Source organism: Streptomyces pallidus (ex Mingjun et al. 2026), assembly GCF_051550185.1.
In the GTDB taxonomy this organism is placed as follows: Bacteria; Actinomycetota; Actinomycetes; order Streptomycetales; family Streptomycetaceae; genus Streptomyces.
Window position 1 is genome coordinate 123,695 of sequence record NZ_CP196181.1, and the last position, 12,644, is coordinate 136,338.

Genomic DNA, 12,644 nt, shown 5'->3' on the forward strand with positions numbered 1-12,644 from the left:
CCAACGAACACCCGTCACCCGATCACTGATCGCATACGACCACTGCCCAAGGCTTCACACTTGCTCGTCTAGGTCAGCAGCACGATCGCCGCCGCCCCGAGGATGTCCACGACACCACACCACTCCGACCAGGCCCGCGGCACGACCTTGCCTGTGCGGTGGTGCACCACGTCCCACACGCCGTGGGCGAACCACCCGACCGCTACGACGTAGCCAGCGCCCGGCGGGCCCACCCCGAGCGCCAAGAGCCCCACGGCCGTGAAGACCACGAGGCCAGCCAGCTGGACCGCCAGGGCGCGCTGTGTGCCGAGCTCCCGGCGTCTGGCCCCGAAGGCCAGGTAGCACAGCGGCATGACGACGAGGAGGGCCGCGAGCAGTTCGAACGGCGCGGTACCGTCGGCAAAGGTGATGACGACGAGGGCCACGGCGAGCCAGGTGGGCCAGCGGCGTGCACACCGGGTCAGGAGAACGCGAACCCTACTGGCCTTGCGGTCGTGCGGGACGTCGGTCGTGCTGCCTGCGCGGGAGCCGCGGGGAAGAGTCATGCACCAACCGTCGCGGCCGCCAGTCCGGTCGTGGACTCTCGCGCCCTCTTCCTGTCACGAACCTTGGGATGTAAGTCCGTCCGGCATAGGGTCAGACCTCATGGGGGAACGGCTCATGCTGGTGATCGGGTACGAAGCGGCTGAGTTGCTGGATATCGCGTGCGTCACGACCGCGCTGCAGATGGCGAACCGGATCGGGGACCTGACCCATCGGTACCACGTCCGGCTGGTCGGACCGGCCGGCGATCCGATCGACTGTGGTTCCGGGATCCTCTTGCTCAGCCAGGAATCGCTGGAACGGGTGACGGGGCCCCTGGACACTCTTTTCGTCTCGGGTGGCATCGGCTTCGAACGTGCCGCGCAGGACGTGCGGCTGGTGGGACACGTGCGTCGGCTGGCACGGGAGAGCCGCCGGGTGGCCTCGCTGTGCACAGGGGCCGCCGTCCTCGCCGCCGCGGGCCTCCTCGACGGTCGCCGCACCACCACGCACTGGCGGTTCGCAGCCCGGCTCGCGGCGAGCCATCCCGCCGTCACCGTGGATCCAGACCCCCTCTACATCAAGGACGGGAACATCTACACGGCGGCGGGAATCACCAGCGCGATCGATTTGACCCTTGCCCTCATCGAGGAGGACCACGGTTGCGAACTGGCTCGCCAAGTTGCCCGCGACCTGGTCGTCTATCTGCAACGCCCGGGAAACCAGGCGCAGGTGAGCCTGTTCACCGCCGCCCCTCCGCCCCGCGACGACGTCATCCGCCGACTGGCGGAGCACATCGCTGAGCACCCGAACCACGACTTGTCGGCCGGGGCCCTGTCCATGCTCGCTGGCGTGGCCCCGCGTCACCTGAACCGCCTGTTCGTTGAACACCTGGGGCTACCCCCCGGCCGGTACGTCCGACGCGCCAGAACCGAGGCCGCAGCCCACCTGCTGACCTCGACGACGCTCCCGCTGTCCAGCGTGGCCGCACGGTGCGGCTTCGGGTCCGCCGAGACGCTCCGGCAGGCCTTCACCGCCAGATACGGAATCTCCCCAGGCCGCTACCGTTCCGCACACCGCGCAGCCACCGCCGGGCCCACCTGAGGAGGGTTCGCCGCATCCAAGCCGGCCGGACGCGGGGCACGTAACCCCGTACTCAATGGCCCGGCTCGCCGTCGCGGCCGCTGCGCCGGTCGTCATCTCCCGCAGCACGGAGGCGTGCGCACGGCGTTCCACCAGGATCGGCAGACAGGTGCGCACCCGGGCGTACCGGAGCGCGCCACAAGGGACGTCGACCGTGGTCCGGACGACGTCGGACCCGAGAGCGGGGAGCACCTTGCGCAACCGGTCTGTCACGGCGGCACGGGTGGCTACGTCCTCGGATGCCTCCGGCATGGAAACCATCCTTCCGTCGCGTGACCCGGCTCTCCCCCACTGGTGCCCTGGCAGAACCACACGCGGAAGTCGATCTTCCGTCAATCGGTGGCACCTCTTCCATCCACGTGGTAGCAGGGGCGGGAAGGGACGTAGGCACGGCGGAACGGACGCGGATGTGGATCGCTCCGAGAGCCGTCGTGGGGAGTTCCGCCAGCCAATCGGTCGCCGGTACCGAGGGCGCGGCGGCGATCCCGATCGTCTGACGGCCCCTCCACCGCCTGGTCGGGCGCCACTCGAACTCTACTGACAGATGGTGTCAGTGGGGGATCTACACCGCCAATTTCGCGCTGGCCGTCGTCGGTGCGCTGTTCGTCCCCGTCAGCGCCGCGCTGATCAAGGAGCGGATCCCGGCCGATCGCCTGGGGCGGTTCAACGCCCGGCATGAGATGGGGACGCAGGCGGGCATGCTGCTGTCGGCGACGGTGGGCGGCCTGAGCGTCCAGTCGCTGGGTGCCGTTCCGCTGCTGGTGTTCAACGCCGGGACCTTCGTCGTGTCGGCGCTCTGCGTCGTGGCAACCGGGCAGGGCCCGGGTCGGCCGGCGACAGCCCCCGGCACCGCGCTGCCGACACCGGCGGCGGCAGCTGCCGGGCGGCCGCTGGGGTTCTGGCGTCTCATCCTGCTCTACGCGCAGGGCAGCGTAGTCATCACGGTGTTCAACGCGCTGCTGCCCACCGCCGTCATCGGTGAACTCCACCTGGAGGCGGGTACGTTCGGCATAGTGGATGCCCTGGGGTGTCTCGGCTTCCTGGCCGCCACAGGCGCCTACCGGATCGTGGCCAGGCGCCATCCGGACCTTCGCATCGCCGTCGCCGGGTTCCTGCTCTGTGCTGTGGGCCTGGTGCTGCAGAGCGAGTTCGGGATCGCCGGCTACCTCATCGGCGTGCCGCTGGGGGCCTTCGTGTTCGGGCAGGCCAGGATCGCCTCCCGCACCATGTTGATGGCCTCGGCTGACGAGGCCACGGTGGGCAGGGTCTTCGGACTCGCGAACGGCGGCGGACTGGCCGCCACGATCGGGGCGATGTTCCTGGTGGCAACGGTCACCGACCACAGCAGCACCCGCTACGGCTTCGCGGTACTCGCCGCCGTTTCGCTGGTGGCCACCGTATCCGCCGGACTGCTGCTGAGGACACCGGCCTCAGGCCGGTGGCACGCGCCTGCCCCACAGTACGGGCCGGGCACGGCCGCGGCCGCCGCTGGCACCGCATGGCGCAGCTCCTCCGGGGCGAGCGCGGAGGATCGACGAGACCCGGTGTGTCCTGGCGGCGCCCTCCCGCGCTGCGACGAGGTACCAAACGCCCGCCTTGAGGAGACCTAGTTGTTCTGTCCAGGGAGGTTGTGGACGGCTGATGCAGGTCAGGGAATCCGCTGATCGTTCGGCAGATGACTGTTTCGTGCCGGACACGACGGGGACACGCTCAGCAGGCCACCGGAGCGCCGAAGCTGCGCCTGGCGGGCCGGTGGCGGCTCCACCGTCCATCTGATTCGGGTGAACGGCCCGCGAGGCGTGCCGGGGCCACGGACCCCGTCCTCAGCAAACTCCGGGGTTGAGGCCCTGCGTGTCGCCTCTCCCACCGTCGCGCCGCGGTCGTGCCGCGGCACCGAGGGAAGCATCATGAAAGCAGCCGTATATGAAGGACCGCGAACGGTCGTGGTGAAGAACGTACCGGACGCGAAGATCGAACATCCCTGTGACATCCTCGTCAAGATCACCACCACCAACATCTGCGGTTCGGACCTGCACATGTACGAGGGCCGCACCTCGTTCGAGTCCGGCCGCACCCTGGGACACGAGAACATGGGCCAGGTCGTGGAAGTCGGCTCGGCCGTCCGCAAGGTCCAGGTCGGCGACTATGTGGTCCTGCCCTTCAACATCGCCTGCGGCTTCTGCAAGCAGTGCGAGCAGGGTCTGACCAACTACTGCCTGACCATGCAGCCGGAACCGGCCCTCGCCGGAGCTGCCTACGGCTTCGCCGACATGGGCCCCTACCAGGGCGGCCAGGCAGAGCTGCTGCGCGTGCCCTACGGCGACTTCAACGCACTGCGCCTGGGCGAGGACGCCGCCGAGCGGCAAACGGATTACGTGATGCTCGCCGACATCTTCCCCACCGGCTATCACGCCACCGAGATGGCCCACGTCAAGCCAGGCGACCAGACGATCATCTTCGGGGCCGGGCCCGTCGGGCTGATGGCGGCCTACTCCGCCGTGCTCAAAGGCGCCGGCCGCATCTGGGTGGCCGACCACCAGCCCGACCGACTGCTCAAGGCTGAGGAGATCGGGGCCATCCCGATCAACACCGCCGAGCAGGACCCGGCGGAGGTCGTCAAGGAAGCCACCCTCGGTCTGGGCGCCGACAACGGGTGTGAGTGCGTCGGCTACCAGGCGCACGACCACGAGGGACAGGAGGACGCCAGCCTCACGCTCAACGGCCTGATCGACTCGGTCAGGTTCACGGGCGACATCGGCGTGGTGGGCGTCTTCCTGCCCCAGGACCCCGGCGGCGAAGAGGCCCAGGGCGAGCTGGAGGCACAGGGCAAGGTGCCGCTCGACTTCGGGATGATGTGGTTCAAGGGCCAGCACATGGGGACCGGCCAGGCGCCCGTGAAGAGGTACAACCGGGCGCTGCGGGACCTGATCGCCGGCGAGAAGGCGACGCCGAGCTTCATCGTCTCCCACGAGCTCAGCCTGGACGAGGCCCCCACCGCCTACGAGCACTTCGACGCCCGTGACGAGGGCTGGACGAAGGTGGTGCTGCATCCAGACGGCCACGGCAACGGCCACAAGCCGTAAGGAGACCAGGGGCTTCAGCCGCTCCAGCACCGGGCGGGCGCGACCGGCGGCCGGCCCCGGTTTCGGCGCTGGTCCGCCAGCCGTTGCTGGAGCTGACTTGCCCCGGCGGCAGCGCAGGTGACCGGGTGGTCGCCCCAGTGGCCCCCTGGCCCACAGACCGTCGGCGACCTTCACCCCCAGGGGCGCGCCCCGCCCTGGCTGGTTGTCGGTCTCGCCGCGCACCCGGGCCACCCGGCCGGGGTCCGGGTTCGAACGCCACGGCGGCGGAGAGCAAACCCGGTCGGGAGCCCGTGCCGGGCCTGGGCCGCCACGTGCGACCCCGGCACAGGTGGTGGACTGATGGGGCTGCCCCACCACAATGCGCCGGTCCGGGTGGCGAGTCGCACCGTCGCGGGACGCTGCCGTGACGGACACGACGAATGAGCCGACCGTTTTTTGCTCGCTGAAAGGAGCCGCCGTACTGACGGGCGGGTCAGCTGTTGGCGGCGTTGACGGCGGATTCACGGTTGGTGAACGGGTCTGGTGTTGGGGATTGCCGGACGGTCGTTGTGTTGCTTCTTCAGGCCGGCGCGGAGTGCGTCGACGCCCCTGAATTCCGGCAGCGACCACACAAAGCGTTACCGGTTATTGCGGGAACTGTATGCCGTAAAGCATCCAGGCTATGAGTCGGTCGAACGGGTCTTCGTACGGCGGTGAGGCGGCCTGGTATGCGGTCGTACGAGGATGCGCCGCGGGTGGTCGAACCGGTTGTACTGCGGGGCCTCCCGCGGACCTCACTCGTACGGGTATCCGTACCGGGTGGCCGACGGGCCGCTTCTGGTCGCGTTGGGCGTCGTAGGCGGACCGCAGCAGCGGATCGTGCAGGGTCTTGTAGGCGTCGATGACTTCGGCGAGTTCCGCGCCTGCCTGCGGCCCGCTTGGGCGGGCGTCAGGGTGCAGGGCGCGGATCAGCGCGCGGTAGGCGCTGGTGATCTGCTCCGGCGACGCCTCGGCCCGGAGTCCGAGGACGGTGTAGTGGTCGCGCGACGGCCGCGAACCGCTCATTTCTCTCACCTCCGGAAATAGCCGAAAGCGACCCCGTCTTTGCCACCGTCTCAGAACCTCCAAGGGATATTGTCAAGGCTCCGGTGCGGGTATATCGAGGCCGACGAGTGGACTACACGTACGGCCGATGGGCACGGCAGGACTGGAGTATCAACTAATACGTCCAGCAGTACAGTCATGATGAGGGCGGTATCCGGGAGTGCTTCCCCCGCGACGGCATGCCTTCCCCGTACATCGCCTGTCGGCGCCTCGTGCCTGTTGTGCGGCCGCCGACGGATTGGCCGCCTTTCTGGCCAGCCGGAGCAACTCGGAAGCCCGGACCAGCTCCGTGAGCGGGCCTCGCGTTCCCTCGCAGCAGCCGTCGGCGGCGGGGGGTGTAGGGCGGGTGCCGGAGGGGTCGGATTGCCCATCCTCCCCGCCGCTGGGTGTCATGCTCAGCCGGTTTCTTCCTGGTCGGGCGGTTCGCTCACCGTGACCTGGGCCGGGCGCAGCAGATGGTGTCCGACGGTGTAGCCGGGCCGGTGCACGGTGGTGCATGTTGGCCGGTCGACCTTGTCGGACTGCTGGTAGGAGACCGCTTCGTGGCGTGTGGGGTCGAAGGGTTCTCCCGGGTTTCCGACTTCCTGAAGGCCCAGCGTCGCGAGCTGCGTCTCCAGTACATCGGCGACCGCCAGCAGGCCGGGGCCGACGTTGCTGTGCTCGCGGGCCTGGTCGATGGCGTCCAGGACGGGCAGCAGCCCTGCCAGGACGTTGGCGACAGCGATTTCCCGTATCGCGAGGCGGTCACGCTGCACCCGCTTGCGGTAGTTGTCGTACTCCGCTTTGAGGCGCTGCAGGTCGGCGGTCCGTTCGGCGAGCCGGTCGTGCACGGCGGTGGCCCCGGCGGCAGGGGCGCCGCCGGGCCTTCCGAACTCACCGCCGCTGGTCTCGGTGTGCTGAGGAGGCTGGTCGCCCGCCCTGAGTTCGAGGGTGACGGGGTCGATGCGTCGTTTGTCCCTGATCACGAGGGGGGCCGGCTGCTTTCGCGGTCCGTTGGGAGACTTCGGTGGATTCATCGGGCCTCTCCCTTCGGGCTCTCGTCGTCGACGATCTCCGCGTCGACGACGTCCTCATCCGTGCCGGACGCCCCCGCGCCGGAAGGCGATCCGCCAGAGCCTGCTGCGGCGCCCTGGGTGTCGTAGAGGGCGGTACCGATCTTCTGCGCGATGTTGCCGGCGCGCTCCGTCGCCGTGCGGATGGCTGCCGTGTCCTGGCCCTTGAGCTTCTCCTTGAGGTCGGCGAGCGCGGATTCGGTCTCCTTCTTGAGGTCGGCCGGGATCTTGGCCTCGTTGTCGCGGAGCAGCTTCTCCGTCTGGTAGACGAGCTGTTCGGCGCTGTTGCGTGTCTCGGCCTCCTCTTTGCGGCGGCGGTCTTCCTCGGCATGTTGCTCGGCCTCGCGGATCATGCGGTCGATGTCCTGGCGAGGCAGGGACGAGCCGCCGGTGACGGCCATCTTCTGCTCCTTGCCCGTGCCGAGGTCCTTCGCGGTCACGTGCATGATGCCGTTGGCGTCGATGTCGAAGGAGACCTCGATCTGCGGGACGCCGCGCGGGGCCGGCGGCAGGCCCGTCAGCTCGAACATGCCGAGCTTCTTGTTGTACGCCGCGATCTCGCGCTCGCCCTGGTAGACCTGGATCTGCACGGACGGCTGGTTGTCCTCGGCCGTCGTGAAGATCTCCGAGCGCTTGGTCGGGATCGTGGTGTTGCGCTCGATGAGCTTGGTCATGATGCCGCCCTTGGTCTCGATGCCGAGGGACAGCGGGGTCACGTCGAGGAGCAGGACGTCCTTGACCTCACCCTTGAGGACACCGGCCTGGAGGGTGGCGCCGACGGCGACGACCTCGTCCGGGTTGACACCCTTGTGCGGATCCTTGCCGGTCAGCTCCCTGACCAGCTCCGTCACCGCCGGCATGCGGGTGGACCCGCCGACCAGGATGACGTGATCGATGTCCGAGACCTTGATCTTCGCGTCCTTCACCGCGTTGTGGAACGGTGCCTTGCAGCGCTCCAGCAGGTCGGCGGTCAGCTGCTCGAACTGCGAGCGTGTGAGCTTCTCCTCCAGGTGCAGGGGGCCCTCTGCGGATGCGGAGATGTAGGGCAGGTTGATGTTGGTCTCGGTAGCGGCGGAAAGCTCGATCTTCGCCTTCTCCGCGGCCTCGCGCAGACGCTGGAGCGCCATCTTGTCCCTGGAAAGGTCGACGCCGTAGTTGTTCTGGAACTGCTTCACGAGGTGGTCGACGATCTTCTGGTCCCAGTCGTCGCCGCCCAGGTGGGTGTCGCCGTTGGTGGACTTGACCTCCACGAGCCCCTCGCCGATCTCCAGGAGCGACACGTCGAAGGTGCCGCCACCGAGGTCGAAGACGAGGATCGTCTGGTCGTTCTCCCTGTCCAGTCCGTACGCCAGCGCCGCAGACGTCGGCTCGTTGATGATCCGCAACACGTTCAGGCCCGCGATCTCGCCGGCTTCCTTCGTCGCGGTGCGCTGGGAGTCGTTGAAGTACGCCGGAACGGTGATCACGGCGTCCGTGACGTCCTCACCGAGATACGCCTCCGCGTCACGCTTCAGCTTCTGCAGGACGCGTGCCGAGATCTCCTGCGCCGTGTACCGCTTGCCGTCGATGTCGGCGGCATCCGGGAAACGCCAGTCCGCCTCGCCGATGTGGCGCTTGACGGACCGCGCGGTGCGGTCCACGTTCGTCACCGCCTGCCGCTTGGCGATCTCTCCGACCAGGACCTCTCCGCCCTTGCCGAAGGCCACCACGGAAGGCGTGGTCCTGTTTCCTTCGGTGTTGGTGATGACCGTGGGCTCGCCGCCCTCCAGGACTGCGACGACGGAGTTGGTCGTGCCCAGGTCGATCCCGACTGCGCGTGCCATCATCCGCTCCTCTCAGATCCATGAACTTTTCGGCTGCTGTCTTCGCGGGGCGGCCCGAGCAGGGCCGCCGCTGTACCGGTCCGCCGCATGAGGTGCCGCACCAGGGGTGACGTGACGCTCACCTCAGAGCGGTGCCTCGATGTCGATCTCTCCCGAGACGGCGGCCTCGAGGTGCCCGTCGGCGCGCTGTCGGATCGCGGCCGTCAGAGGCGGTCTTTCTGCCATGCCCGCAACCTCGCTTTCGTCCCGGCTGACTCCGGCAGCTGCGGATCCGCGGACGGTGGGCGCCGGGGGAAGGCCGGTCGCCCACCGGTCCTGCCGGGCGTCCGTCAGGCGTTGATCTCCTTGCGTGAGCCGTCTGCGGCCCTGATCTCGATCTTCCGGGGCTTCGCCTGCTCTGCGACCGGAATGCTCAGCCGCAGCACACTGGCCTCGTAGGAGGCCTCGATCCGGTCGGTGTCCAGCGTCTCGCCGAGGAACAGCTGGCGGCTGAAGCTGCCGGAGGGGCGTTCCGCGATCAGCACGTCGCTGTCGTCCCCGGAGGCGGTGGTCCGCCGCTCCCCCCGGACGTTCACGACGTCCTGTTCGACGTCCAGGTCGATGGACTCGGGGGCGACTCCGGGCAGGTCCAGCTCGACGATGAAGGCATCGCCCTCGCGGAAGGCATCCATGGGCATGGCCGCCGGCCGGGCCGTGGTTCCCAGAACCTGCTGCGTCAGCCGGTCCAGTTCACGGAAAGGATCGGTCCGCATGAGCATCTTCCTTCACTCCTCTCGCTCTCGTCACAGATGCACATGGCAACACCACCTATATAGCGCGCCGCAATAAAGTTGACAAGACCCGACTCAAGGCAGTGCCGCGGTGCAGCGTCCCACCCCCGCGCCGTCGCTGTTCCGTAGCGGTCGGTGTTCGCGACGGTGACCGAGTCCGGGTCGCCCCAGGGTTCCGGCTGGCCGAAGTGGGGCGCCTCCCGGCGGACGAGACGGGGGACTACTGACCTCCGGCGGATCCGGAAGCATTCCGGAAGCACCCTGGAAGCGGCCGCAGGCTTCCCCGGGCAGCACCCCACCGCGTCTCCTGATCGGCGTCCGCCGGCGACCGGCGGCGGGCGGCACCACCGGCGAAGAGGAGGCTGCGATGGGCACGGACCACACGGACCACCTGGACGCGCTGGCGTACGCGGAGACGACCGACGACGTCCACGCCGCCGCGGCGGCGCGGACGTTCAGCGTGCAGCGCCCCTCCAAGGGCTTCACCCTGCTCAACGGGCCCTGCCCGCGCGGCCGGGCGGCGCTCTCCGTCCCGCTCGTCAGCGATGTCCTGCGCCGGGCCGGGCCCCGGCGCCGCCGGACCTGGCGGATCCGGCTCCGACTCACCGGCCGCGACGCCCTCCGCCCGTACGACACGGTGCGCTGCAACTGCCGACTCCCGCACCCGGGTCGTCCTGAGGGCCGCCGCGGCTGCGGCGCGTACTGGAACCTCCGGGTCCTCCCCCCGCAGGACCGGCCGTGAACGCCCCCGAGCTCCGGCCGGGGCCGCCCGCGACCCCCCACGACCTGCATCGGGCCGAGTACAGGGAGGAGCTGCCGGGCGGCGCCGAGCTGGAGCGGATCCGCGCCGCCGCGCTGGCCTGGCGGGGCGGGCTCGCCGGGCTGATGGCCGGACTGGTCAGCTTCGGGCTGGTCAAGGGGCGGTCCGACGTGACCCAGTTGGCGCCCGCCGCCGGCTGGACCGCGGGGGTCCTGCTGGCGCTGTCCGCCGTCGCCGGGGCGGGCGCGGCCTGGCTGGTGCTGCGCGCAGCGCACGGCATGCCCCAGGTGGTGCCGGCCTCCCAGCTGCCCGACCGGCTGGCGCACGCGCACCAGCTGGCCGTCTCCGCCGCCCGGGACCTGCGCCGGGGCAGCGCACTGGTGGTGGTGCACGCCGCACTGCTGCTCGCGGCCGTCGGGGTCACCTGGTACGGGCCGGAGCGGGCCGCACCGCAGGTCGAGGTCCTCACCCCGGACCTGACGGCCTGCGGCACCGTCCGCCAGGTCGGGGACGGCGCCCTCACGGTGCGGACCCGGTCGGCGGAGCTACGGATCCCGCTCGACCGGGTGCTCGGCGTCAAGGCGGTGAACGCCTGCCCGCAGCGCTGAACCCCGCCTCCACGCGCTGGTCAGCGGCCCAGGTGCACGAAGGGCGCCCACGCCGAGGCCAGGTCGCCCGCGGCCTGGTCCCGCTGTAGGCGGACCGCTGCGTGCAGGGCCCGCGCCACCGTGTCCCCGGCGGGCCCGTCCCCGTCGGGGAGGGCGGCGACCGCCTCGAAGACGGCCTCAGAGACCAGCGCTATGGCATCGTCCCTGGCCGCCCACAGGGAGCCGACCACGTCCTGCCAGCCGCCGAACCGCAGAGCGGAGGCCAGGGAGATCGCCTCGTCCGCGTTGACCAGTCCCCCGGTGGCCGTCTGGCAAGCCGCCAACATGGCGAGCCGGCCGGGCCGGGCCCCCTCGATGAGCCGGGCCACGCTCAGCAGCCCGTCGTGGAGGACGAGTCCGCCCTGCACGGGGTCGTCGAGTTCCTGCCGGCCGTGGCAGGTGAAATGCACGTACGGGTGCTGGTTCAGCTCCGCCAGCACCTGCGGTCCCGTCGCCGTGTCCTCACTCAGGCTGGTGTGGAGGGCGCCGGGGAACAGCTCGGCCAGGCGCCGCGTCTCCGACAGCGACTTCGACAGCACCGGCAGCCAGCCGGTCCCCGGCACCGGTTCGGTGAGCCGGAGCAGGGAGGCGCAGCCACGCCAGACCTCCGTGACGGCCCGGTGGCCGCCCCGGCGTGCGGTCCGTCGGCCGGCGGATACAGGTGCGCGACGAACTGCTGATCGAGTATCACCGCCTCACCGCCCCCGTCCCCGCCCCCCGGTGTCCAGGCCCTCCACCAACCGGGCCACCTCCGGCAGCTGGATCCTGCGCAGGTCCTCCGGCCGGACGACGATGCGCAGCTCCGGGGTGACGGGCCGATCCCGGCAGGCGTGCAGGAAGGTCTCGGCGATCATGCCGATCACCTCGTGCCCCTCCAGCGCCGTGACCCGGGCCAGGCCGGCCCCCACCAGCGGTATCGCGACGGGTCTCAGCAGTCCGTGCCGGGCGACCGACTCCCAGAACCGGCCGAGGGAGAAACGCAGCTCCTCCGGGGTGGACCGGGCGACCAGGTCGAGGCCCTGCCTGCTGTAGGCGACCGCGAAGACGCGTCGCCCCGGCTGCTCCGCCAGCGACACCGGCACCACGGTCCCGACCAGGTAGCGCAGCCGCTTGCCCCGGGGCTGGTCGCGGACGCTCTCCCGCCCGGTGGGTTCGACCGTCCGAAGACCCCGCCTCAGTTGCCGGTCCAGCAGGGCCCGGTCTCCGCCGAAGACACGGTGCAGCAACTGCCCCTGCACACTGTCACGACTGATGACCAGGTCGTTCTCGGTCGCGGTGTCGAAGGTGTCGCCGAACCCGGCGACGAGGCTGGCGTCGTTCTCGGAGAACAGATCCCCGCGCTTGACGACCAGGGTCGCGCGCGCCGAGTGGAACTCGTGGCGCAGCAGCTCCGCGCCGTGCCGTTCCCGCAGCCGTGACCACAGCCCCTGGAGCAGTTCGAGCGCGGCGTCGTCGTACGGCCGCTACGCGGCGAGCCGTTCGGCAACGGAAAGCGCCAGCTCGGGCCGGTCCGCATCGGTGTGGGCCCGTACCAGCTCCGCACAGGCGGACTCGTACATCGCGGTCAGCCGCCGGATCAGGGGCTGGGCGAACTCGGTGTCGGCCACCTCCCCCAGCGGTCGGCCGCGCCACAGCTCCAGAGCCTCGTCTCGTCGCACCTCGGCTGCGGCCGTACGGGCGCCTCGGCCACGGTACCCGTTTGTCTCTGCGCGGAAGCGCCGAAAACTGTCGCAGAGGCAGTGACGGGCGACGGCCAGGTCC

The 12,644-nt window shown here is 70.1% G+C and carries 13 protein-coding genes and 1 pseudogene; 5 read left to right on the top strand and 9 right to left on the bottom strand.

Annotated features, from left to right (window positions below):
* Positions 1-68 precede the first annotated feature (68 nt).
* The gene (locus ACSHWO_RS00625; RefSeq protein ID WP_438309571.1) at positions 69-545 is read right to left on the bottom strand and encodes a hypothetical protein; all 477 of its coding nucleotides are present in this window, start codon (positions 543-545) and stop codon (positions 69-71) included.
* Between the two features lie 100 nt (positions 546-645).
* Between ACSHWO_RS00625 and ACSHWO_RS00630 the strand changes: the two genes are divergently transcribed.
* Positions 646-1,626, top strand: coding sequence for a GlxA family transcriptional regulator (locus ACSHWO_RS00630; protein WP_438309572.1), 981 nt, complete (start codon positions 646-648; stop codon positions 1,624-1,626).
* 126 nt (positions 1,627-1,752) lie between these two features.
* Here the strand turns inward: ACSHWO_RS00630 and ACSHWO_RS00635 are convergent.
* A pseudogene (locus tag ACSHWO_RS00635) lies at positions 1,753-1,926 on the bottom strand (three-helix bundle dimerization domain-containing protein); the annotation flags it as partial.
* A gap of 299 nt (positions 1,927-2,225) precedes the next feature.
* Here ACSHWO_RS00635 and ACSHWO_RS00640 point away from each other — a divergent pair.
* Together ACSHWO_RS00640 and ACSHWO_RS00645 are read left to right on the top strand one after the other, a co-directional pair.
* Positions 2,226-3,275, top strand: a complete 1,050-nt coding sequence (locus tag ACSHWO_RS00640; RefSeq protein WP_438318826.1) for an MFS transporter — start codon at positions 2,226-2,228, stop codon at positions 3,273-3,275.
* Between the two features lie 297 nt (positions 3,276-3,572).
* Entirely contained in the window at positions 3,573-4,748 is a 1,176-nt protein-coding gene (locus ACSHWO_RS00645) for a glutathione-independent formaldehyde dehydrogenase (protein ID WP_438309573.1), read from the top strand.
* A 624-nt stretch (positions 4,749-5,372) separates the two neighbouring features.
* Here ACSHWO_RS00645 and ACSHWO_RS00650 read toward each other — a convergent pair.
* The 4 genes from ACSHWO_RS00650 to ACSHWO_RS00665 all read right to left on the bottom strand — a co-directional run bounded on the left by ACSHWO_RS00650 (position 5,373) and on the right by ACSHWO_RS00665 (position 9,464).
* Positions 5,373-5,792 (bottom strand): J domain-containing protein, encoded by a 420-nt coding sequence (locus tag ACSHWO_RS00650; RefSeq protein ID WP_438309574.1) that lies wholly within the window; start codon positions 5,790-5,792, stop codon positions 5,373-5,375.
* A gap of 434 nt (positions 5,793-6,226) precedes the next feature.
* Entirely contained in the window at positions 6,227-6,796 is a 570-nt protein-coding gene (gene grpE / locus ACSHWO_RS00655; RefSeq protein ID WP_438309575.1) for a nucleotide exchange factor GrpE, read from the bottom strand.
* Positions 6,797-6,843: 47 nt separating this feature from the next.
* Entirely contained in the window at positions 6,844-8,706 is a 1,863-nt protein-coding gene (gene dnaK / locus ACSHWO_RS00660; RefSeq protein ID WP_438309576.1) for a molecular chaperone DnaK, read from the bottom strand.
* A 329-nt stretch (positions 8,707-9,035) separates the two neighbouring features.
* Positions 9,036-9,464 carry an Hsp20/alpha crystallin family protein gene (locus ACSHWO_RS00665; protein WP_438309577.1) on the bottom strand — a complete coding sequence of 143 codons (429 nt, stop codon included), beginning with the start codon at positions 9,462-9,464 and terminating at the stop codon, positions 9,036-9,038.
* Between the two features lie 379 nt (positions 9,465-9,843).
* Here ACSHWO_RS00665 and ACSHWO_RS00670 point away from each other — a divergent pair, with 379 nt between their 5' ends.
* Together ACSHWO_RS00670 and ACSHWO_RS00675 are read left to right on the top strand one after the other, a co-directional pair.
* Entirely contained in the window at positions 9,844-10,218 is a 375-nt protein-coding gene (locus tag ACSHWO_RS00670) for a hypothetical protein (RefSeq protein WP_438309578.1), read from the top strand.
* Positions 10,215-10,844 (top strand): hypothetical protein, encoded by a 630-nt coding sequence (locus ACSHWO_RS00675; RefSeq protein ID WP_438309579.1) that lies wholly within the window; start codon positions 10,215-10,217, stop codon positions 10,842-10,844. Before ACSHWO_RS00670 ends, ACSHWO_RS00675 begins: the two co-directional genes overlap by 4 nt.
* Before the next feature lie 20 nt (positions 10,845-10,864).
* On the opposite strand, the gene ACSHWO_RS00680 is transcribed toward ACSHWO_RS00675, so the two are convergent.
* The 3 genes from ACSHWO_RS00680 to ACSHWO_RS00690 all read right to left on the bottom strand — a co-directional run bounded on the left by ACSHWO_RS00680 (position 10,865) and on the right by ACSHWO_RS00690 (position 12,640).
* A complete protein-coding gene (locus tag ACSHWO_RS00680; protein ID WP_438309580.1) occupies positions 10,865-11,446 on the bottom strand; it encodes a CHAT domain-containing protein in 582 nt (193 codons plus the stop codon).
* Positions 11,447-11,578: 132 nt separating this feature from the next.
* A complete protein-coding gene (locus tag ACSHWO_RS00685; RefSeq protein ID WP_438318829.1) occupies positions 11,579-12,319 on the bottom strand; it encodes a macro domain-containing protein in 741 nt (246 codons plus the stop codon).
* 27 nt (positions 12,320-12,346) lie between these two features.
* Positions 12,347-12,640 (bottom strand): BTAD domain-containing putative transcriptional regulator, encoded by a 294-nt coding sequence (locus tag ACSHWO_RS00690; RefSeq protein ID WP_438318832.1) that lies wholly within the window; start codon positions 12,638-12,640, stop codon positions 12,347-12,349.
* Between the last annotated feature and the right edge of the window lie 4 nt (positions 12,641-12,644).

Coding starts and splice junctions, on each gene's coding strand:
- ACSHWO_RS00670 (WP_438309578.1), top strand. CDS start 9,844: ATGGGCACGGACCACACGGACCACCTGGACGCGCTGGCGTACGCGGAG.
- ACSHWO_RS00645 (WP_438309573.1), top strand. CDS start 3,573: ATGAAAGCAGCCGTATATGAAGGACCGCGAACGGTCGTGGTGAAGAAC.
- ACSHWO_RS00630 (WP_438309572.1), top strand. CDS start 646: ATGGGGGAACGGCTCATGCTGGTGATCGGGTACGAAGCGGCTGAGTTG.
- ACSHWO_RS00665 (WP_438309577.1), bottom strand. CDS start 9,464: ATGCTCATGCGGACCGATCCTTTCCGTGAACTGGACCGGCTGACGCAG.
- ACSHWO_RS00650 (WP_438309574.1), bottom strand. CDS start 5,792: ATGAGCGGTTCGCGGCCGTCGCGCGACCACTACACCGTCCTCGGACTC.
- ACSHWO_RS00625 (WP_438309571.1), bottom strand. CDS start 545: ATGACTCTTCCCCGCGGCTCCCGCGCAGGCAGCACGACCGACGTCCCG.
- dnaK (WP_438309576.1), bottom strand. CDS start 8,706: ATGGCACGCGCAGTCGGGATCGACCTGGGCACGACCAACTCCGTCGTC.